22 protein-coding genes are annotated in these 19,046 nt (G+C 59.4%); 15 read left to right on the forward strand and 7 right to left on the reverse strand.

Going from position 1 to position 19,046, the window contains the following annotated elements; all coding sequences use genetic code 11:
• Positions 1 to 10: 10 nt before the first annotated feature.
• The 6 genes from ACK9YZ_RS01595 to motA all read right to left on the reverse strand — a co-directional run bounded on the left by ACK9YZ_RS01595 (position 11) and on the right by motA (position 5,248).
• A complete protein-coding gene (locus ACK9YZ_RS01595) occupies positions 11 to 451 on the reverse strand; it encodes a hypothetical protein (RefSeq protein WP_112541535.1) in 441 nt (146 codons plus the stop codon).
• 5 nt (positions 452 to 456) lie between these two features.
• Positions 457 to 1,536, reverse strand: a complete 1,080-nt coding sequence (flhB, locus tag ACK9YZ_RS01600) for a flagellar biosynthesis protein FlhB (RefSeq protein WP_216757022.1) — start codon at positions 1,534 to 1,536, stop codon at positions 457 to 459.
• A 132-nt stretch (positions 1,537 to 1,668) separates the two neighbouring features.
• Positions 1,669 to 2,706, reverse strand: coding sequence for a flagellar motor switch protein FliG (gene fliG, locus ACK9YZ_RS01605; protein ID WP_183728538.1), 1,038 nt, complete (start codon positions 2,704 to 2,706; stop codon positions 1,669 to 1,671).
• A gap of 28 nt (positions 2,707 to 2,734) precedes the next feature.
• Complete coding sequence (gene fliN / locus ACK9YZ_RS01610; RefSeq protein ID WP_216757023.1) at positions 2,735 to 3,361, reverse strand: flagellar motor switch protein FliN; 627 nt, start codon at positions 3,359 to 3,361, stop codon at positions 2,735 to 2,737.
• Positions 3,362 to 3,427: 66 nt separating this feature from the next.
• Complete coding sequence (locus tag ACK9YZ_RS01615; RefSeq protein WP_416065457.1) at positions 3,428 to 4,375, reverse strand: FliM/FliN family flagellar motor switch protein; 948 nt, start codon at positions 4,373 to 4,375, stop codon at positions 3,428 to 3,430.
• Positions 4,376 to 5,248: a flagellar motor stator protein MotA gene (gene motA / locus ACK9YZ_RS01620; RefSeq protein ID WP_216757025.1), complete on the reverse strand. Its 873-nt coding sequence runs from the start codon at positions 5,246 to 5,248 to the stop codon at positions 4,376 to 4,378.
• 250 nt (positions 5,249 to 5,498) lie between these two features.
• On the opposite strand from motA, the gene flgF reads away from it, so the two are divergent.
• The 13 genes from flgF (at position 5,499) to fliP (ending at position 14,434) form a co-directional block, all read left to right on the forward strand.
• On the forward strand, positions 5,499 to 6,233 hold the full coding sequence (gene flgF, locus ACK9YZ_RS01625; protein ID WP_416065458.1) for a flagellar basal-body rod protein FlgF: 735 nt from the start codon (positions 5,499 to 5,501) through the stop codon (positions 6,231 to 6,233).
• A 14-nt stretch (positions 6,234 to 6,247) separates the two neighbouring features.
• Positions 6,248 to 7,648, forward strand: coding sequence for a flagellar protein export ATPase FliI (fliI, locus tag ACK9YZ_RS01630; protein WP_216757027.1), 1,401 nt, complete (start codon positions 6,248 to 6,250; stop codon positions 7,646 to 7,648).
• Positions 7,649 to 7,650: 2 nt separating this feature from the next.
• A complete protein-coding gene (locus ACK9YZ_RS01635) occupies positions 7,651 to 8,193 on the forward strand; it encodes a flagellar protein (RefSeq protein ID WP_216757028.1) in 543 nt (180 codons plus the stop codon).
• 168 nt (positions 8,194 to 8,361) lie between these two features.
• On the forward strand, positions 8,362 to 8,754 hold the full coding sequence (flgB, locus tag ACK9YZ_RS01640) for a flagellar basal body rod protein FlgB (protein WP_007816099.1): 393 nt from the start codon (positions 8,362 to 8,364) through the stop codon (positions 8,752 to 8,754).
• 4 nt (positions 8,755 to 8,758) lie between these two features.
• Positions 8,759 to 9,178: a flagellar basal body rod protein FlgC gene (gene flgC / locus ACK9YZ_RS01645; RefSeq protein WP_007816097.1), complete on the forward strand. Its 420-nt coding sequence runs from the start codon at positions 8,759 to 8,761 to the stop codon at positions 9,176 to 9,178.
• On the forward strand, positions 9,178 to 9,519 hold the full coding sequence (locus ACK9YZ_RS01650; RefSeq protein WP_416065459.1) for a flagellar hook-basal body complex protein FliE: 342 nt from the start codon (positions 9,178 to 9,180) through the stop codon (positions 9,517 to 9,519). The genes flgC and ACK9YZ_RS01650 overlap by 1 nt, the downstream gene beginning before the upstream one ends.
• A 19-nt stretch (positions 9,520 to 9,538) precedes the next feature.
• On the forward strand, positions 9,539 to 10,327 hold the full coding sequence (gene flgG, locus ACK9YZ_RS01655; protein WP_183748964.1) for a flagellar basal-body rod protein FlgG: 789 nt from the start codon (positions 9,539 to 9,541) through the stop codon (positions 10,325 to 10,327).
• A 16-nt stretch (positions 10,328 to 10,343) separates the two neighbouring features.
• Complete coding sequence (gene flgA / locus ACK9YZ_RS01660) at positions 10,344 to 10,826, forward strand: flagellar basal body P-ring formation chaperone FlgA (protein WP_216757030.1); 483 nt, start codon at positions 10,344 to 10,346, stop codon at positions 10,824 to 10,826.
• Complete coding sequence (locus tag ACK9YZ_RS01665; protein WP_216757031.1) at positions 10,823 to 11,944, forward strand: flagellar basal body P-ring protein FlgI; 1,122 nt, start codon at positions 10,823 to 10,825, stop codon at positions 11,942 to 11,944. Before flgA ends, ACK9YZ_RS01665 begins: the two co-directional genes overlap by 4 nt.
• On the forward strand, positions 11,941 to 12,474 hold the full coding sequence (locus ACK9YZ_RS01670; protein ID WP_416065460.1) for a MotE family protein: 534 nt from the start codon (positions 11,941 to 11,943) through the stop codon (positions 12,472 to 12,474). Before ACK9YZ_RS01665 ends, ACK9YZ_RS01670 begins: the two co-directional genes overlap by 4 nt.
• Entirely contained in the window at positions 12,471 to 13,184 is a 714-nt protein-coding gene (flgH, locus tag ACK9YZ_RS01675; protein WP_216757033.1) for a flagellar basal body L-ring protein FlgH, read from the forward strand. The genes ACK9YZ_RS01670 and flgH overlap by 4 nt, the downstream gene beginning before the upstream one ends.
• A 12-nt stretch (positions 13,185 to 13,196) precedes the next feature.
• A complete protein-coding gene (locus tag ACK9YZ_RS01680) occupies positions 13,197 to 13,700 on the forward strand; it encodes a flagellar basal body-associated FliL family protein (RefSeq protein WP_416065461.1) in 504 nt (167 codons plus the stop codon).
• A complete protein-coding gene (fliP, locus tag ACK9YZ_RS01685) occupies positions 13,697 to 14,434 on the forward strand; it encodes a flagellar type III secretion system pore protein FliP (RefSeq protein ID WP_183728579.1) in 738 nt (245 codons plus the stop codon). Before ACK9YZ_RS01680 ends, fliP begins: the two co-directional genes overlap by 4 nt.
• Positions 14,435 to 14,538: 104 nt before the next feature.
• Here fliP and ACK9YZ_RS01690 read toward each other — a convergent pair whose 3' ends face one another.
• A complete protein-coding gene (locus ACK9YZ_RS01690; protein ID WP_416065462.1) occupies positions 14,539 to 16,458 on the reverse strand; it encodes a glycosyl transferase in 1,920 nt (639 codons plus the stop codon).
• 405 nt (positions 16,459 to 16,863) lie between these two features.
• On the opposite strand from ACK9YZ_RS01690, the gene ACK9YZ_RS01695 reads away from it, so the two are divergent.
• Together ACK9YZ_RS01695 and ACK9YZ_RS01700 are read left to right on the forward strand one after the other, a co-directional pair.
• Positions 16,864 to 17,772 carry a flagellin gene (locus ACK9YZ_RS01695; RefSeq protein ID WP_416065463.1) on the forward strand — a complete coding sequence of 303 codons (909 nt, stop codon included), beginning with the start codon at positions 16,864 to 16,866 and terminating at the stop codon, positions 17,770 to 17,772.
• Between the two features lie 280 nt (positions 17,773 to 18,052).
• Positions 18,053 to 18,964, forward strand: a complete 912-nt coding sequence (locus ACK9YZ_RS01700; RefSeq protein WP_216757037.1) for a flagellin — start codon at positions 18,053 to 18,055, stop codon at positions 18,962 to 18,964.
• Positions 18,965 to 19,046 lie beyond the last annotated feature (82 nt).

The following is a 19,046-nucleotide window of genomic DNA, read 5'->3' on the forward strand; positions in this document are numbered from 1 at the left end:
GAAAAATGCTTTAGCCGGCGAGCGCCTGCGGCTTCGCCACGATATAGCGCGCTTCGTGCAGGCTCCTTTGGAGAAAAGCCGTGTTTGCGTCCGGATCGCTGGAAGCGTTCTGGAAGGAAATATGATTGATCTCGATGCCGGCGTGGTCTTCTGCCAGCGTCAGTTGCGCATAGACGGTCACGCCGCGCGGCTTGATTTCGAGATCGAGCACAACTTCGGGCTTGCCACCCCATTCCAGCGTATAATTTCCACCCAGGCCGAAGTTGACGGTGCCGGGATGGAAAAACAGTTCTGCCGCGGAAGCGACGAGATCGGCGAGATTGCCGTAATACTCGAAACGCAGCAGAGAAATGAGATCGGATGCGTCCAGAAGCCTGAGCTCGGTTGCGACCGGGCTGATCGCTTCTGCAAGGATTTTTTCACGCTGGGCAGAGTAGGGGCATTTTTTCATTCGACTTATCTTACCCGTTTGTTCTTGGCCTCCGCGGCGTAAACCCGATGAATGAGTTCCGCGACGGCCTTATAGAAGACTGACGGTATGACACTATCCACCGAGACTTGCGCAAACATGGAGCGTGCGAGAGGTGGATCCTCGAACACGGGGATGTTGTTCTCTTCGGCGATCTCCCTGATTTTCAACGCAATAAGGTCCTGGCCCTTGGCAAGGACGACCGGCGCATCGTTTTCCTCGCGTACGTAACGCAGTGCCACGGCATAGTGGGTCGGGTTGGCGATGACGAGGGTGGCGCGCTGGACGCTGGAGATCATGCGTCGGCGGGCGCGGTCACGCATGACGGAGCGCTGCCTGCTCTTGACGAAGGGGTCGCCCTGCGACTGCTTGTTTTCTTCCTTCACCTCGTGCTTCGTCATCTTCAGCTCGGTGAACCAATGATACCGCGTCCAGAAGACATCGGCGATGGCGACGATAGCGGTGGCGACCAGCATGACGATGATGATCTTGCGCATCGCCGTCATCATGCGAACCATGATCGTCTGCGGATCGGAGAACATCGCATCGATCGAGCCGAAATATTCGCTTCTGAGGACGAAGAAGAGAATCACTCCGACGACGACGACCTTGAAGAGCGATTTACCAAATTCGACGAGGCCCTGGAGGCTGAAGAGCCGTGACCATCCCTTGATCGCTGAAATACGCGAGGCCTGCGGACGGATGCGTTCGAGAACCGGCGTCGGCAGGTTCTGAAAGACGGACGAGGCGATACCGAACGCCATGAACATGATGAAGGCTGGGGCCAGAAACGCAGCCACGGCCCAACCGAGCTTCGCAAAGAGCGAGAGGACGTCAGGCCCGGTTTCGATTTTCCACTGGTCCGGCTGCTCAAAGATGTCGCGCAGGGTTTCGGCCATGTGTGACGTTGCGTTTGGAAGGAAGAAGACGAGATAGATGAAGGTCGCCAGAATCGTCGCGAAAATCGAGATTTCACGCGAGTGGGGGGTATTACCTTTTTCGGCGGCATCCGACCGCTTCTTCGCGGTCGGGGCTTCTGTTTTGCTGTCCTTGTCTTCATCGGCCAAATGCGCGGCCCTCCGTCAAAGAAAAAGGCCGCTGCTGGAGTGCGGCCTGTTTCCATGAAGGGTAGTCTTGTGCCTGCTGCCGATCAACCGCTGCCTTGCCGGCGAAGGGTCTTGTCAACAACTGCGACGGCTTTAGGCAGCTGCCGGACCGCCTTCCTTTTCCTTGAGTTCGATCTGGCCGGCATTGGCCAGACGGATCGCTTCCTGCGCGACAGCGCGCCGGGCAATCGCGATTTCGCGCGGATTGACGCCGGCCATGCCGCTTTGCAGATCCGATTCGATCATGCGGCGCTGGCGCGGACTGATGGCTGACAGGACCGACTCGCGGATTTCCGCCGATGCGCCGCGCAGCGCGACGGTGAGAACGTCGGACGAGATATCGTTGAGCAGCATGACGCGGCTGCGCTGAGGCATGAACATGAGGTCTTCGAAGAGGAAGATCTTCGGACGGACCTTGTTGACCGCTTCGCGGCTGATCGATTCGAGCGAGGTGAGGAGCGTGTCGACCTGCGGCTTGTCCATTTCGTTCATCAGGTCGGCGACCTTGGTCGAGCCGGATGCGTTGCGTTCCGCATCGACCTCGGCAAGCAGCGTCATCACCTGGTTTTCAATGATCTGCGCAGCCTTCGGGCTGACGCTCTTCATGTTAACCGTCCGGTTCATGATGTCTGCGCGGCGGTTGTCGGGAAGCTGTAGCAGCACCTTCGCGCCGAAGGACGAGGGCATCATGGACAGAATATAAGCAACGGTCTGCGGATGCTCGCGCAGCAGGAACTGGGCGACGAAGGCAGGTTCCGCCTCGGCGAGACGGTCCCAGATGGAGGTCTCGTAGGCCTGGAAGGCGGTACGGCGGCCGAGCAGGCTGTCGACTTCGTCCGGCGTCAGGCCTTCCTCGAGGATGGCTTCGATCGCCTTGGCGTTGTCCATCAGACCGGCGCCTTCGGTGAAGAGATCTTCGAATTCGCCGACGAGCTGAAGAAGCTCGTCCGGCGGGATGGCGCGAAGCGCCTGGGCAGATCCGATGATGGTCTGCAACTCGGCCTGCGTGAAATATTTCAGCAGCCGGCCGGCGACCCCCTTCCCCATAGCGAGAAGAACTGCCGCCGCCTTTTCAGCCTGGGTCAACGGTTTCCCGGCAAGTGCGCCGCCGAAATCGTCAAAGTCCATCATGGTCTAACCTCTCCGTCCCGCACAGGGATCAGGCTTTTTTCGTGCTCAAAACTTCTATCAGTTTTACACCGAACCGCGTGTCGTCGTTATCAAGGACCGTAATCTCGCCGCGCGCAATCCTGCGGCCGTTCACCATTATTTCGACCGGCTCGCCGATCTTCTTGTCGAGCGCGATGGTGGCACCCTCAGTGAGGTTCATCAGGCCGGAAACCTGCATGCGGCTTGTCCCGAGCACGATCTGGACATCGATAGGAATATCCATGATCAGGTCGAAATTCGAGTTCAGTGCGCTGCCGAGCGGTGCCGGAGCGGACTGGAAGGAATTGCCGCCGAAGCCCGGCGCGGCGTCAAGGCTGGAGACGCCTGCCGTACCCATGCCCGCAGCATTGCCCCCGAAATCGTCGCCCCCAAAATCGCTGCCCGCGAAGTCGGTGCCGCCGAAGGAGGTTTCGCCGGCATCGCCGCCGAAAGGCGAGAGGTCCGTTCCTGCTGCGAAAGCATCATTCTGCAGGTCGTCGCCGAACTGTGGAAGGTCGCCGTCGGAATCTTTCTTCAGCACGCCGCGCAGGTCGTCGATAGCCTGATCCAGATCGGCTTCACTGCCCGGCATGTCCAGGGAGAGGTCACTGTTCTGCTGTGTCTTCTTCGTAGCCATGAAATCACTATTCCAGTTGAAACTTGCCTCAAACTGCCTTTGCAGCGCTGAAAGCGAGAGAACCGATTAATTCATTAAGTGCCGGATCAGCTCGTCATCCGAATTCATGGTGTCCTTCACGCGCACCATGTAGTTGTCGCCTGAACGCCCAAACTCGCACACATACAATTCCCGGCTGTTGGCGCTGACTTCGACGCGCACGTCGCCGCTGTCGCGGAAAGGAATGACGTCGCCGGCCATCAGCTTGGAAATCGTCCTGAGCGTCAGATCCTGCAGACGAATCTTCGCTTCGAGGGTCACCTGCGACCGGCGAACCTGGTCGCCGATCTGCTCCGTCCACTCCGGCGACTTGCTCGGCTGCTTCTTTGGCTTCGGCGCAGAAACCTTGGTCTTGAGCAGTGCGGCCTGAGGAACGATCAGACTGAATTCGGAAGCGATGCCGGCAAGCGTGATCGACATGTTGATCGCAGCCGCGAATTCATCCGGACGATCTTCCGGCGGACGGATGCGTGCTTCAAGAGCGAAGGGAGCCGACAGACTGGGCTCGAATCCGCCCGGCGCGTTGACGGCCGAACGTAGTACCTTGGCAATCTTGTCGAATACCATGCCGGCGAGATCGAGCTCGATAACGGAGAGAAGCCGGTCGGCCGGCTCCTCGATCGTTTCAGCGGTAGCGCCAAGCAGATGTTCCATCAGCGTAATGACGAAACCGTTGCCGCAGCCAATCGTGATGTTCTGGGACCAATTACGCAGCGTCGCATCGACCAGCGTCATGTTGGTGCTGAGATCGTCGATCAGATGATTCTTGTAGCCGATCTCGCAGCCGAGATAGCCGACTGTCACGTCGAGGCCGGTCTCGCTCTTCAGGATGTCAGGAAGGAATTCGCCGTAGATCTCGCCGAAGGAACTGCAGAGCTTGGCAACCCTGCCCTTGTCGCCAAGACCGCCGGTCAATTTGGCAAGGAGGGCAGGATCCATCGTCTGGTTGTCATGCGAAGCATTGCTCATAGTCATTTAAGCTGCCTTGTTTTCGCCACCTGGGTTCATCATTTCCTGCTCCACTGCGTCGATCGACGGGCGTTCATATGCCGAGATCGTCTTGCGGCCGTATTCGAGGGCGACCTGCGGCACCGAGCCGTTCATGTAGGCAAGCAAGGTCTGCTTGACGACGACGTAGAGGCGGTGCTGCTTGGAGCGGACGACCTTGATCTGCGAGACCAGGGGGGAGCAGACGCAGTAGGAAAGCAGAATTCCGAGGAATGTGCCGACGAGTGCCGAACCGATGAGGTGGCCGAGCACTTCCGGCGAGTCGTTGATGTGCGCCATGGCCTTGATGACGCCGAGAACCGCCGCAACGATACCAATGGCCGGGAACGAATCGCCCATGATCTGGATCGCGTGGTACGGCTTCATCTTGTCATGAAGGATGGTGTTGATTTCTTCGTCCATCAGCGCCTCGATCTCGTGGGAGCGGGCGTTGCCGATGATGATCAGGCGCACGTAGTCGCAGATGAAGGCCGTCAGTTCCTTGTTCTTCAGAACCGTCGGGGCCGACTGGAAGATCGTCGATTCGGCCGGGTTGTCGATATGCGCTTCGATTTCGTTGCGCGACTTCGTGCGCAGGTCGCGCATCAGCGAATAGAGCACGCCGAGCGTATCGAGATAGTTGCGCTCCTTGGGGACGGCGTGCTTGAAGGCCTCGCCGAGCGCCTTACCGGAGTCCTTCACAACCTTCATGGGGTTCGCCATGATGAAGCTGCCGAGACCGGCGCCGCCGATGATCAGAAATTCGAAGGGCTGAAAAAGAGCATCGACTTCGCCGCCCATGGCCATGAAGCTACCGACGATACAGCCGCAGACAACTACAAATCCGATAATAATATTCATCGTCAGCCCAATCTGAACGTTGCTTTTCTTTGCGACGGATAGGGTTTGTGCCTTGCGTGAGGCTGATGAAAGCGGCTTTTGCGCGTTCGTTTGCGCTGCCAGCTTCGCGCAAGGATTTGCCTTCATATTGAACGTGACGAGTGGGCCTATGCGCGCCCATGTCTGAGATGCCGCTCAGCGGAACCCCGTGGCCGAACGAAAAGGAGCCCGGTGTTTCGTCCCGTTTATCGCCAATGTGGAGCTTACCGACATGCAATCCGGTCTTTACGTTTCCCTGTCGTCGCAGATGGCCCTCGAAAAACGCCTGACGACGATCGCCGACAACATGGCCAACGTGAACACGACCGGGTTTCGCGGCACCGAGGTAAAGTTCGATGAAATGATGGCGAACAACCAGAACAAGACGAACACCAAGGTCGCCTTCGTCTCCCAGGGCAACGACTACCTGGACACCACCCATGGCGAAATGCAGCACACCGGCAACATGCTCGACTTCGCCATTAAGGGCGATGCCTGGTTCTCTCTGGACACGCCGGCCGGCCGCGTTCTGACGAGGGATGGCCGCTTCACGATACGCGATACCGGCGAACTGGTTTCCACCCGCGGCTATCCGGTTCTCGATGCAGGCGGTGCGCCGATCGTACTCAACGCCGCCGGTGGCGAACCGAAGGTCGGTACGGACGGCATCATCTACCAGAATGACCGCCAGGTCGCTTCACTCGGCCTCTTCGAAGCCGATATCGACAAGGGTTACCTCCGCTACGAAAACAGCGGCATCATGACGACCGAACCGCCGCGCGCCGTCGTCGACCGTTTCAATGTTGGCGTCGAGCAGGGCTATCTCGAAAATTCCAACGTCAATGCGATGCATGAGATGACCCAGCTTATCGAGGTGAATCGCGCCTTCGATAGCGTATCGTCGCTGATGCGCGATAGCGAAGACTCCTTCAAGGAAGCAGTACAGACGCTGGGCGGCAGCCGCTAAGGCATGTGTGAAGCATGAACACCACACTGTTGACCGAGGACGCGCTCTCGCCGAAGCTTACACATCTCGGCGACCTGGCAAAACGCTATGCCTCGCCAGAATTCTCGGTGACGCATGGCGGTCGTGTACACACGATCGCCGCCGGCCACTATACCGTGCGCGGCCTTTCCCGGCATGTGCGCCTCGGCGAGTTCGTCGCGCATAAATCCGCGACGGGCGTCCATCTCGGCGAAGTGGTCAGGGTGGAGCCGGATTTGGTTTATGTCTGCCCTATCGAACCGGGCGAGCCGATCGGCATCCATGACGTCGTCATCCGCAAGGGTGCCTTCCGTATCTCCCCGTCGGATAGCTGGTGCGGCCGAACCATCAATTCCCTCTGCGAGCCGATCGACGGTCTCGGCCCGATCGCCGAAGGCCTGGATCGCCGTTCGATCTCAAACACCGCGCCGCCTTCGATGACGCGTCAGCGCGTCGAAAGCGGATTCAAGACCGGCGTACGCGCGATCGATATCTTCTCTCCGCTCTGCCTCGGCCAGCGTCTCGGCATTTTCGCCGGCTCGGGTGTCGGCAAGTCGACGCTGCTGTCGATGCTGGCCCGCGCCGACGCTTTCGACAAGGTGGTGATTGCGCTCGTCGGCGAACGCGGCCGTGAAGTGCGCGAATTCATCGAGGATACGCTCGGCAGCAACATGAAGAAGGCGGTTGCGATCGTCGCCACCAGCGACGAGAGCCCGATGCTGCGCAAGATGGCGCCGCTGACGGCCATCACGATCGCCGAGCATTTCCGCGACAAGGGCGAAAACGTTCTTTTCATTGTCGATAGCGTGACGCGTTTCGCCCATGCGATTCGTGAAGTGGCGACCGCTGCAGGCGAGCCGCCGATCGCACGCGGTTATCCGGCCTCCGTCTTTACCGAGCTGCCGCGTCTCCTTGAGCGCGCCGGTCCAGGTGCGGAAGGGACTGGTACCATCACCGCGATCATCTCCATCCTCGTCGATGGCGACAATCATAACGATCCGATCGCCGACTCCACGCGCGGTATTCTGGATGGCCATATCGTTCTCCAGCGCAGCCTGGCGGAGGAGGGGCGCTACCCGCCGATCGATCCGCTCGCATCCATCTCGCGTCTTGCCCGCAAGGCCTGGACTCCGGATCAGGAGAAGCTGGTTTCCCGCCTCAAGGTGCTGATCCACCGCTTCGAGGAAACGCGCGATCTGCGTCTCATCGGCGGCTACCGTCCTGGCGCCGATCCCGATCTCGACATGGCGGTCAAGCAGGTGCCGATCATCTATGACGTCCTGAAACAATCTCCGGGAGATCGCGAATCGCTTGATGCCTTCGCCGATCTTGCCGGTGCTCTCAAGGCCGCCGCCGGCGTACCCACTCCGAGTGCGCCTATTCAAAGGAGGGCCTGATCATGGCCGATTTCGAAGACGAACGGATCGCCGCGCTGAAAGAGCGCAACAAGGGAGCGCTACTCGACCGCGCGCTGACCTTCTTGGGTCTGGCACTTGCCGGCGCTTCCGCCTTTTTCCCCTGGTACGTCTTCTTCAACGAGGACAAGTTCGGCATCAGCGTCGCCGATAGCAATGCCTCTCGTGAATTGCCGGACTGGCCGGCGCGCAACGTCTTCAGCGTTTCACCGCTCGCCATGGTCAACAAGAACGATGAAGGTAAGAAAGTCCCACCAATCGACAACATGACGACGGCAACCGTTTCCGAGCTCGGCAAGGAGCGCAACGGCGATGCCTCGATGGAGGATCAGCCTTTCCCCGGCAAAGGCTCTTTCCGCCTGCTGCATGTGGCCAACGGCCGGGCGCTGATCGAAGATCCCTCGGGCATGTATGTCGTGCGCGTCGGCTCGATCCTGCCTGACGAAAGCCGCCTTGCCACATTGGAACAGCGCGACGGCAAGTGGGTGATCATCACCTCCAAGGGTGAAATCTACCAGAACAACTAGTTGAGGTAAAAAGCGAATCGCTGCGAGGCCCTGTCCGAGAAACGGTTGGGCGACGGCGGTCGGTGTCTGCAAGTAATCTCGAAGAATGGCTTGTAAAGCCTGCATTTACCGTAAGTCCCACGCAAGATTACCGCCCTAGGTTCGGCGTAGTAAAAACGGAGAGTTCTCATGCAACCGATTCAACTTTTCGACTTGGCTTCAAAGCAGGCGGAATGGCTGACGATTCGTCAGGAGGTTGTTGCCGGCAACATCGCGAATGCAAACACGCCGAAGTTCCGTGCGAAGGACGTGACGCCTTTTCAGGCAGTGCTCGACCAGTCGGACGTGACGATGGCGCGCACCAATCCGATGCATCTGAGCGGCAACGATTTCAGCACGAGCGGCGACATCGACGTGAAGGATGCCGCGCTCGATCAGGAAATCGGCGTTCAGGAATCCGGCAACACCGTCGGTGTGGCCGAAGAACTTTCCAAGTCCGGCGAGATCAAGCGTCAGTACGACCTGAACACCTCGCTGGTCAGTTCCTTTCATCGAATGATGTTGATGACGGTAAGGAAGTAGCCTCATGGATCCGCTTTCAGCAGCAATGAAAATCGCAGGTTCCGGGCTCGAGTCGCAGTCGACACGTCTGCGTATCGTCTCGGAAAACATCGCCAACGCCCGTTCGACCGGCGATACGCCCGGTGCCGATCCCTATCGCCGCAAGACGATCACCTTCGGCCAGCAACTTGATCGCGCGAGCGGCGTCGAGACCGTCAACGTCAAGAAGATCGGGACGGACGAAGGCGATTTCACCAAGGAATACGACCCGAGCAATCCTGCTGCGGACGAGAAGGGTATCGTCAAGATGCCGAACGTCAACATCCTGATCGAGATGGCCGACATGCGCGAAGCCAATCGCTCGTATGACGCCAATCTGCAGACGATCAAGCAGACTCGCGACCTCATTTCCTCGACGATCGATCTCCTGAAGAGCGGACAATAATGATCAGCAGCGTACAGAATGTCAGCAATCTCTCGATGACCCGCGCGCTCGGCGCCATCGACACCGAAAACTCCGCTTCCTCCACGACCGCAACCTCATCTGCTGCGGCCGGTGCGTCCAGCGGCCCGAGCTTCGCCTCCGTCATGGGCAACATGGCGACCGAAGCCGTCAGCAGCCTGAAGGGCGCGGAAAACATGTCTTTCGCCGGCATCAAGGGCACGGCTTCCACGCGCGAAGTCGTCGATTCCATGCTGCAGGCCGAGCAGACCCTTCAGACTGCAATCGCCATTCGCGACAAGGTCGTCTCGGCCTTCCTCGAAGTCACCAAGATGCAGATGTAACTGATTTGAGGACGAACACATGAGAGCGCTCGCCATCGCAGCAACGGGCATGGATGCCCAGCAGACCAACCTGGAAGTTATCGCGAACAACATCGCGAACATCAATACGACCGGTTTCAAGCGCGCCCGCGCCGAGTTCACCGACCTTCTCTACCAGACCGAACGCGCCAAGGGTGTCGCCAACCGTGCCAACCAGGCTGTCGTCCCGGAAGGCGCCAATATCGGTCTTGGCGTCCAGACTTCGGCCGTGCGCAATCTGCATCTCCAGGGTGAATTGACCCAGACCGGTAACGACCTCGACGTCGCAATCGTCGGCAAGGGCTTCTTCCAGATCCAGTCGACCGATGGCACGACGCTTTATAGCCGCGCCGGTGCGCTCAACAAGAACGACCAGGGCCAGCTCGTCACCATCGACGGTTATGAAGTCATTCCGGGGATCACCATCCCACAGGGGTCGACCGAACTGACGATCAGCCGCTCCGGCGAAGTCACCGCCAAGCTGCCTGGCCAGACGGATCCGACGACGCTCGGCCAGATTACGCTCGCCGACTTCGTCAATGAGGCAGGCCTGCAGCCGATCGGCGACAACCTCTTCCAGGAAACGCCGGCATCGGGCGATGCAGTCGTCGGCAATCCCGGCGAAGACAACATGGGTTACCTCAAGCAGGGTTACCTGGAATCCTCGAACGTCGATCCGGTCAAGGAAATCACCGAGCTGATTTCCGCCCAGCGCGCATATGAAATGAATTCCAAGGTGATCACGACAGCTGATGAAATGGCATCCATCGTCAGCAAGAACCTGAAGTAAGAGGGAAGGGCCGAACATGACGTTTCGCCGGGCAGGACACATCCAAGGATGGGTGGCTGCGGCCACGATCGCAATCGCCGGCATGGTCGTGCCGGCAGCGGCGGATGCCGGCATGGGTTATGCCGTCGTCCCGACGACGATCATCTATCCCGGCGACACGATTTCGAGCGCCCAGCTTCAGGAAGTCGAGGTCACCAACCCCAACCTCTCCGGAGACTATGCAAAGTCGGTCTCCCAGGTCGAGGGGCTGGTCTCCAAGCGCACGCTCCTGCCGGGCCGGACGATTTCGGTCTCCGCCCTGCGCGAGCCCTACACGGTCACACGCGGTTCCAATATCCGCCTGGTCTTCCAGCTTGGCCAGATGACCATTTCCGCTGCCGGCTCACCTCTCGAAGATGGTGCGACCGGCCAGATGATCCGTGCACGCAATATGGATTCCGGCGTTATCGTCAGCGGCACCGTGCTCGCCGACGGTACGGTCCATGTGAGGGCAAAATGAAGTTCTTCTTTCGCATCCTCAGCCTGGTTGCGGTTTTGGCGATGAGCCTGACCGATGTCGCGCCCGCCTGGGCGCTGACATCCCGCATCAAGGACATTGCCTCGCTGCAGGCCGGCCGTGACAACCAGCTCATCGGCTACGGCCTCATCGTCGGCCTGCAGGGCACCGGTGACGGTTTCCGTGCTTCGCCCTTCACCGAGCAGTCCATGCGCGCGATGCTGCAGAACCTCGGCATCTCCACGCAGGGCAGCCAGTCGAATGCCAAGAATACGGCGGCCGTCATGGTCACCGCCAACCTGCCGCCCTTCGCAAGCCCGGGCAGCCGCATCGATGTAACGGTCAGTTCGCTCGGCGATGCGACCTCGCTGCGTGGCGGTACGCTCATCATGACCTCGCTGTCGGGCGCCGACGGCCAGATCTATGCCGTTGCCCAGGGCGCCGCGATCGTCACCGGCTTTCAGGCCCAGGGACAGGCGGCGACCTTAACCGAAGGTGTGACGACAGCCGGTCGCGTGCCGGGCGGCGCGATCATCGAGCGCGAATTGCCGTCCCGCTTCAAGGATTCGGTCAACCTCGTCCTGCAGCTCCGCAACCCCGATTTCTCTACGGCGATCCGCATCGCCGATATCGTCAACGGCTATGCCAAGGCACGCTTTGGCGGTCCGGTTGCCGAAGCCAAAGATTCGCAGGAAGTCATCATCGAGAAGCCGCGCGAGGCCGATCTGACGCGTCTGATGGCCGATATCGAAAATCTCGTGGTCGAGACCGATACACCGGCCAAGGTCGTCATTAACGAACGCACCGGCACGATCGTCATCGGCTCGGATGTTCGCGTCTCGCCGGTCGCCGTCAGCTACGGTACATTGACCGTGCAGGTCACCGAAACGCCGCAGATCATCCAGCCCGAGCCCTTCTCGCGCGGTGAGACCGCTGTTCAGCCGCAGACGGATATCCAGGCGCAGAAAACCGGCGGGCGGGTTGCGATCATCGACGGTCCTGACCTGCGCACTCTCGTAGCCGGTCTCAACAATATCGGTGTCAAACCGGATGGCATCATCGCCATTCTCCAGGGCATTAAATCTGCGGGCGCCCTGCAGGCGGAGCTTGTGCTGCAATGAGCAAGATCACGAACCCGATCGTCGAACTTTTGCGCCGGATGGCATTGCCGGCCGCAGGCCTCGTGCTGCTTTCCATTCCCGGCGCTTTCGCCCAGGAAGTGGTGCCGGCGGGCGACATCACCTCGACGGACGAGGTCAAGCAGTTCTGCACGAATATCGCCGATCCAGCCCGCGATCAGCGCTATCTCCTGCAGAAGCAGGAGCTCGAGAAGCTGCGCGCAGATATCGACAGCCGCATTGCCGAGATGGATAAGCGCAAGGCTGAATATCAGGACTGGCTGAAGCGGCGCGACGATTTCCTCAAGCAGGCTGAGGCCGGCCTGACAGATATCTACAAGAAGATGAAGCCGGATGCGGCGGCACTGCAACTGCAGGACGTCAGGCCCGAACTGGCCGCCGCCGTCATCATGCGGCTCGGGCCGCGCCAGTCGAGCCTGATCCTGAATGAGATGGATTCCACCAAGGCTGCCAACATCGCCGGCATCATCGCAAGTGCGTCTGATCCCAATACCTCGAAGGATCCTTCATGAATAAGCGTTTACCGGCTGCGATCGCCGCCGTCGCCCTCCTTGCAGGCTGCCAGTCCACGGCAGTCAACGAGATCGGCCGCGCGCCTGCCATGAGCCCGATCGGCAGCGGTCTCGCCTACGGCCAGACGCCGCAGATGGGACTCTATCCGAAGCAGCCGCGTGCGGTGGCCCAGGGTTATTCGCTGTGGAGCGATTCGCAGGCCGCGCTCTTCAAGGATGCGCGCGCGCTCAACGTCGGCGATATCCTGACGGTCGATATCCAGATCAATGACAAGGGATCCTTCGACAACGAGACCAATCGCAGCCGCAAGAATTCGAGTGGCATGGCCTGGGATGTCAACGCCCAGATCTTCGGTTGGACGCCACAATCCAAGACGGATCTGACCTACGGTTCCGACACGAGCACGGACGGCAAGGGCAAGATCGAGCGTACCGACAAGCTCAACCTTCTGGTTGCCGCCGTTGTCACCGGCATTCTCGAAAACGGCAATTTGGTTATCAGCGGTTCGCAGGAAGTTCGCCTGAACCAGGAACTGCGTATCCTCAACGTCGCCGGCATCGTGCGTCCGCAGGACGTTAATTCCGACAACCAGATCTCCTACGACAAGATCGCCGAGGCCCGCATTTCCTACGGTGGCCGCGGCCGCCTGATGGAAGTGCAGCAGCCGCCGCGCGGCCAGCAGGCCGTCGATCTCTTCTCGCCGCTTTGAGGCTGAACCAAGATGGCAGACAACGAAAAAGGCGAAGGCAAAAAGAAGTCGGGCGGCATGGTGATGACGATCATCGGCCTTGCCGTGCTGACGCTCGTCGGCGCCGGTGGCGGCTGGGCCGTCGGCAACATGGTGGCCCCGAATATCCGCAGTGCCGCGGAGGCCGAACAGGCGAAGGAGGCCGAGGCCAAGAAGAAGGCCGAGGGCGGTCTTCCGAAAATCGCCAACGAAGCCAACAACATCGTGCTGCTCGACCCCATCACGTCGAACCTCGCTTATCCCTCGGAAAACTGGATCCGACTCGAGGTGGCGCTGATGTTCAACGGGCCGCCGGATGTCAAGGTCGCCGAGGATATTCACCAGGATATCCTCGCTTACGTCAGGACCGTTTCCCTTCAGCAGATCGAAGGGCCGCGCGGCTTTCAATATCTCAAGGATGACATCCAGGAACGTGTTGACCTTCGCTCTCAAGGGCGCGTATCGAAGGTCATGTTCAGGACCTTTGTCATCGAATGATTCGACTTATAGCTTTCCTTGCTGCCATGATGGCGGTGCCGGAACTGGCGGTGGCCCAGCAGCTGCCGACTGACTTATTGAACATTCCGGTCGACGGCTCCGTCGCCGCCTGGATCATCAGGACATTCGGCCTCCTGACCGTGCTTTCGGTCGCGCCGGGCATCCTCATCATGGTGACGAGCTTCCCGCGCTTCATCATTGCCTTTTCGATCCTGCGTTCGGGCATGGGTCTCTCTTCGACCCCATCGAACATGATCCTTCTCTCGCTCTCGCTGTTCATGACCTTCTATGTCATGTCGCCGACCTTCGACCGGGCCTGGCAGGACGGCGTTCAGCCGCTGCTTGCCAACCAGATCGACGAGGCAACGGCAGTTCAGCGCATTGCCGAGCCGTTCCGCACGTTCATGTCGGCCAATACGCGCGACAAGGATCTCGCGCTCTTCGCCGACCTTGCCCGCGAGCGTGGCCAGAATATCCAGACGACCGAGCCTATCGACTACCGCATCCTGCTGCCCGCATTCATGATCTCGGAGATCCGGCGAGGCTTCGAAATCGGCTTCCTCATCGTCCTGCCCTTCCTCGTCATCGATCTGATCGTTGCGACGATCACCATGGCCATGGGTATGATGATGCTGCCGCCGACCTCGATCTCGCTGCCATTCAAGATCCTGTTCTTCGTGCTGATCGACGGCTGGAACCTTCTGGTCGGCAGTCTTGTGCGTTCCTTCAGCTGACGAGTAGAAGCCAGGCCACCGTCTCGCAGATTTCCTCCTCACAAACGCATAGCCCACCGGATCGCTCCGGTGGGCTATGCGTTTGTGGATGTGACTGAGCAGTCTTAGCTATTCGAACCGAAGGGCTCGGTGCGCGGCGGCAGCGCGGGAACGTCGATATGGTCGGGGCCGAGGCCCTGCTTGGCCCGCTCAGCCATCAGCTCGTAGGCGCGTTCGAGGTGATGGCAGAAGCGCTCGGCATCGAAGAGCGGCGCGATGTAACGCTTCTCCCGCAGATGCGCCTTGTAGCCGGCGACGCGTTGCGGGTTGAGCGCGAGCTCGACAGCCAGGTCCTCGTAGGCCTGCAGGTCGTCGGCGACGAGTTCCGGCAGATCGATTGCCCTGAGCAGGCTTTCGCTGACGCGGGAGGCGAAGTTGGTGCCCTTCACTGTCAGAACCGGCAGGCCGCCCCAGAGCTGTTCCGAGGTGGTGGTGTGACCATTGACGGGGAAGGTATCGACACCGAGGTCGGCCGCCTGCTGACGGCTGATGTGTTGTTCATAAGGCGCACGCGGGCAGAAGATGATCCGTTTCGCCGAGACACCATTGGCCTGGAAGCGCGCCAGCAGGTTCTCCTTGTTGCGGGATGTGTTTGCCATCAGCCAGAGCACGCTGTCGGGAGCTCGCTTGAGAATTCTGCACCAACTATCGACCACTTGCGAGGTAATCTTACGGTTACCGTTGAAGGATGCGAAAATGAAGGCATCCTCCGGAAGACCGAGCTGCTCGCGCGTGACCGGCTGCGGCCGAGGGCGGTTCGCCGGATCGTTCGGCTGATAGCTTTCCGGCATGCGCAGGAATTTCTCATGGTAGAAGGGCTTGGCGACATCGGGCAGCACCGAATGGTCGCCAATGACATAGTCGAGATCGATATTGACCGTGCTGCCTGGGAAACCCAGCCAGGCGACCTGGATCGGCGCGAGGGGCTGATTGAAGGACGAGGCGCGGCTTCCCGAGGTGTGACCCTTGAGGTCGACCATGATGTCGATGTTCTCGGCACGAACGGCATTCAGGACAGCTGCGTCAGACAGGCCGTATGTATCGACGATCTTGCCCCACCGGCTGCGATCGGTGACGTTCTTCTCCAGAAATTCGGGCTGGGTGTGATCGAAGAGCGTAATTTCGAACCGGTTGCGATCATGAAGCTCGAGAACCCGCTGCAGCAGCTTCATCGTCGCGTGACCGTCCCACAAGTCCGAGGACATATAGCCGATGCGGATCTTGTCGGACCAAGTATGCGGCAGACCGCGTCGATAGCCCACGCGCACCGGGTCCAGCGGCTGCGTACCGATCGTCGCATAGCGATTGAGGTCCTCGTTGCCGCACCAATGCAGATGATAAAACGGGTTGTCCTTCCTCAGCGTATCGACCTCGCCCTTTGCAAGGGCGGCGTCGATAGGCGCCTGATGTTTGTTCGCCTCGTCGAATTCGTTGAATTCGCGCACGCAGACGAGATACAGAAAACGGAAGGCAAGGTTGCCCGGGAAGCGCCGGAAGAGGTTGCGGGCAAGTTGCTGGTTCGTCTCGTCCATGAGGTCGTCGCTGAGCAGCAGCGCGGCGAGACGCATATGATCCGGGTTCATGCTTTCGGACAGGATCTTCTTGAAGGGGCGCAGCAGATCCCGTCGCTGCCGGCGTACATAGATCGTCGCGATAATGTACGCGAGTTCCGCATCCTCCTGCGCCTTGCCGAGATTGCGCATCGCGATCAGCAGGGCATCGTCGTCGTTGCCGGCCTCCAGATGCAGCTTTGCGGCAGTCTTCAGGAATTCGAAGGCGCCTTGGGGAGCGCAGTCGGCCGCCAGGCCAAAAGCCTTGGCCGCGTCGGATTTGAAGCCGAGTTGCAGCAGGTTCTTGGCCAGGAGACCATAGGTCTTGGCATCCTTCTGGGTATCGATGAGTTGGTTGAGTGTCGCGAGGGACTGTGTATAGCGGCCCGCCTGATAATCCCGGGATGCCGCCGAGAACGAAACTTTGCTGTTCAAAACCTAACTCCGTGAGGAAATGTTCCGGCATGAAATGGTGACCGACGGGACGCGTGCAATCAGGCCTTCCCGCAGAATGCAGGTTGCCCGATGATACTATCCCGGCTTCTGCCACATTGGCATTCGAAGCTTGCTTGAAACCGGTGCAGCCGAATGCCCGCTCTCCGGGAAAGCTGCGGCTTCGAAGACGGATTCAAGCAACGTTAACCATGCAATTGAAGCGACTTGGCCGGGAGCCCCGCTTTTAAGAAGTTGGCAAGTATTGGCTGCGAGATTGCCCTGGACATGACGGGTTTGGGCCAAGAAACAAAGGCACCGAGTGGCATGAAGCTGGTCCGTCATCGCCGGTATTTATAGTCCGGTATGTCCTCCTTTTTTGTATCTAGTTTTCTAGGGGACACACTTATGACGAGCATTAACACGAACTCTTCCGCCCAGGCCGCTCTCCAGACGCTGCGCAACGTCAACCAGGGCCTCAACAGCACGCAGAACCACGTTTCCACGGGTTACCGCGTCGGCAAGGCGTCCGACAACGCTGCCTACTGGTCGATTGCAACGACCATGCGTTCGGACAACAAGGCTCTTTCGGCCGTTTCCGACGCTCTCGGCCTCGGCGCTGCCAAGGTTGACACCGGTTACACCGCCATGGACAGCGCCATCGACGTCGTCGGCGAAATCAAGGCCAAGCTCGTTGCCGCGACTGAAAACGGCGTCGACAAGGCGAAGGTCCAGGAAGAAATCAAACAGCTGCAGGACCAGCTGGTAAGCGTCGCTCAGTCGGCTTCCTTCTCCGGTGAAAACTGGGTTGCCGGTGCTAACGGCACGACGAAGAGCGTTGTTTCTTCCTTCGTTCGCGACGGTTCGAACGGCGTTTCCGTCAAGATGACCGACTACGTCCTGAACAACACCTCGGTCGGCAACGTTCTGTTCGGCATGAGCGGTGGCCAGATCGAAACCTCTACGGGTATCCTTGGTACGTCCTACGGCGCGACCGGTTCGGTCTACGGCATGGACATCACCAACTTTACCCAGGGTCAGCTCGCAACGGCTCTGACCACTGTTGAAAACGCCCTGAAGGCCATGACCTCTGCCGGTGCAAAGCTCGGCTCGATCTCGACCCGCATCACGATGCAGGACGATTTCGTTTCCGCTCTGTCCGACTCGCTCGACTCCGGTATCGGCCGCCTCGTCGACGCCAACATGGAAGAAGAGTCCTCCAGGCTCTCGGCTCTGCAGACGCAGCAGCAGCTGGCGATCCAGTCGCTCTCGATCGCCAACTCCTCTTCGCAGAACATCCTGTCGCTCTTCCGCTAACAGCGGCTCAGCCACATCGCGAAAAACGTCGAGGCCGGGTAATTCCCGGCCTCGAATGTTTTAACATAAGGTTAATGGAAATGTTTCTAAGTATCAGATATTTTTACGAAATTTCCTTTTAGAATTTAGTTTTCCTTAACCATCTTGCTGTTTTCTAGGCCCATCGAAACGGCGAGTTAACCCTAACGAGAATGGTTAACAGGCATGATGCTGATCGCTGTGGGCCGGCCCAAATCCGGAATGTCCCTTCTTAACATCTGCCAAAAGGGGCAAGCAAACTATGACGAGCATCAACACCAATAACGCTGCAATGGCAGCTCTCCAGACGCTGCGTGGCATCAACCAGGGCCTCAACAAGACCCAGGATCATGTGTCCTCCGGTTTCCGCATCGGCAAGGCTGCCGACAACGCTGCCTACTGGTCGATCGCAACGACCATGCGTTCGGACAACAAGGCTCTTTCGGCCGTTTCCGACGCTCTCGGCCTCGGCGCTGCCAAGGTTGACACTGCCTACACCGCCATGGACAGCGCCATCGACGTCGTCGGCGAAATCAAGGCCAAGCTCGTTGCCGCGACTGAAAACGGCGTCGACAAGGCGAAGGTCCAGGAAGAAATCGATCAGCTGCAGGACCAGCTGGTCAGCATCGCTCAGTCGGCTGCCTTCTCCGGTGAAAACTGGGTTGCTGGTGTCAACGGCACCACGAAGAGCGTTGTTTCTTCCTTCGTTCGCGACGGTTCGAACGGCGTTTCCGTCAAGATGACCGACTACGTCCTGAACAACACCTCGGTCGGCAACGTTATGTTCGGCATGAGTGGTGGCCAGGTCGAAACCTCCACGGGTATCCTTGGTACGTCCTACGGCGCGACCGGTTCGGTCTACGGCATGGACATCACCAACTTTACCCAGGGTCAGCTCGCAACGGCTCTGACCACTGTTGAAAACGCCCTGAAGGCCATGACCTCTGCCGGTGCAAAGCTTGGCTCGATCACCACCCGCATCCAGATGCAGGACGACTTCGTTTCCGCTTTGAGCGATTCGATCGACTCCGGTATCGGCCGCCTCGTCGACGCCAACATGGAAGAAGAGTCCTCCAAGCTCTCTGCCCTGCAGACGCAGCAGCAGCTCGCGATCCAGTCGCTCTCGATCGCCAACTCCTCTTCGCAGAACATCCTGTCGCTCTTCCGCGGCTGATAGGATCGCCAAACATAACCCGTCGGGTAACCGGCGGGCCTATACAAATCGAGCCGCGCTCCGATGGAGCGCGGCTTTTTTA

Origin of the sequence: Rhizobium sp. ZK1 (assembly GCF_047782645.1) — a bacterium.
Taxonomy (GTDB): domain Bacteria; phylum Pseudomonadota; class Alphaproteobacteria; order Rhizobiales; family Rhizobiaceae; genus Rhizobium.

Bases quoted from the DNA above. Each gene is read 5' to 3' on its own strand.
- ACK9YZ_RS01595 (WP_112541535.1), bottom strand. From the start codon at position 451: ATGAAAAAATGCCCCTACTCTGCCCAGCGTGAAAAAATCCTTGCAGAA.
- fliG (WP_183728538.1), bottom strand. From the start codon at position 2,706: ATGATGGACTTTGACGATTTCGGCGGCGCACTTGCCGGGAAACCGTTG.
- fliN (WP_216757023.1), bottom strand. From the start codon at position 3,361: ATGGCTACGAAGAAGACACAGCAGAACAGTGACCTCTCCCTGGACATG.
- ACK9YZ_RS01615 (WP_416065457.1), bottom strand. From the start codon at position 4,375: ATGACTATGAGCAATGCTTCGCATGACAACCAGACGATGGATCCTGCC.
- motA (WP_216757025.1), bottom strand. From the start codon at position 5,248: ATGAATATTATTATCGGATTTGTAGTTGTCTGCGGCTGTATCGTCGGT.
- flgF (WP_416065458.1), top strand. From the start codon at position 5,499: ATGCAATCCGGTCTTTACGTTTCCCTGTCGTCGCAGATGGCCCTCGAA.
- fliI (WP_216757027.1), top strand. From the start codon at position 6,248: ATGAACACCACACTGTTGACCGAGGACGCGCTCTCGCCGAAGCTTACA.
- ACK9YZ_RS01635 (WP_216757028.1), top strand. From the start codon at position 7,651: ATGGCCGATTTCGAAGACGAACGGATCGCCGCGCTGAAAGAGCGCAAC.
- flgB (WP_007816099.1), top strand. From the start codon at position 8,362: ATGCAACCGATTCAACTTTTCGACTTGGCTTCAAAGCAGGCGGAATGG.
- flgC (WP_007816097.1), top strand. From the start codon at position 8,759: ATGGATCCGCTTTCAGCAGCAATGAAAATCGCAGGTTCCGGGCTCGAG.
- ACK9YZ_RS01650 (WP_416065459.1), top strand. From the start codon at position 9,178: ATGATCAGCAGCGTACAGAATGTCAGCAATCTCTCGATGACCCGCGCG.
- flgG (WP_183748964.1), top strand. From the start codon at position 9,539: ATGAGAGCGCTCGCCATCGCAGCAACGGGCATGGATGCCCAGCAGACC.
- flgA (WP_216757030.1), top strand. From the start codon at position 10,344: ATGACGTTTCGCCGGGCAGGACACATCCAAGGATGGGTGGCTGCGGCC.
- ACK9YZ_RS01665 (WP_216757031.1), top strand. From the start codon at position 10,823: ATGAAGTTCTTCTTTCGCATCCTCAGCCTGGTTGCGGTTTTGGCGATG.
- ACK9YZ_RS01670 (WP_416065460.1), top strand. From the start codon at position 11,941: ATGAGCAAGATCACGAACCCGATCGTCGAACTTTTGCGCCGGATGGCA.
- flgH (WP_216757033.1), top strand. From the start codon at position 12,471: ATGAATAAGCGTTTACCGGCTGCGATCGCCGCCGTCGCCCTCCTTGCA.
- ACK9YZ_RS01680 (WP_416065461.1), top strand. From the start codon at position 13,197: ATGGCAGACAACGAAAAAGGCGAAGGCAAAAAGAAGTCGGGCGGCATG.
- fliP (WP_183728579.1), top strand. From the start codon at position 13,697: ATGATTCGACTTATAGCTTTCCTTGCTGCCATGATGGCGGTGCCGGAA.
- ACK9YZ_RS01695 (WP_416065463.1), top strand. From the start codon at position 16,864: ATGACGAGCATTAACACGAACTCTTCCGCCCAGGCCGCTCTCCAGACG.
- ACK9YZ_RS01700 (WP_216757037.1), top strand. From the start codon at position 18,053: ATGACGAGCATCAACACCAATAACGCTGCAATGGCAGCTCTCCAGACG.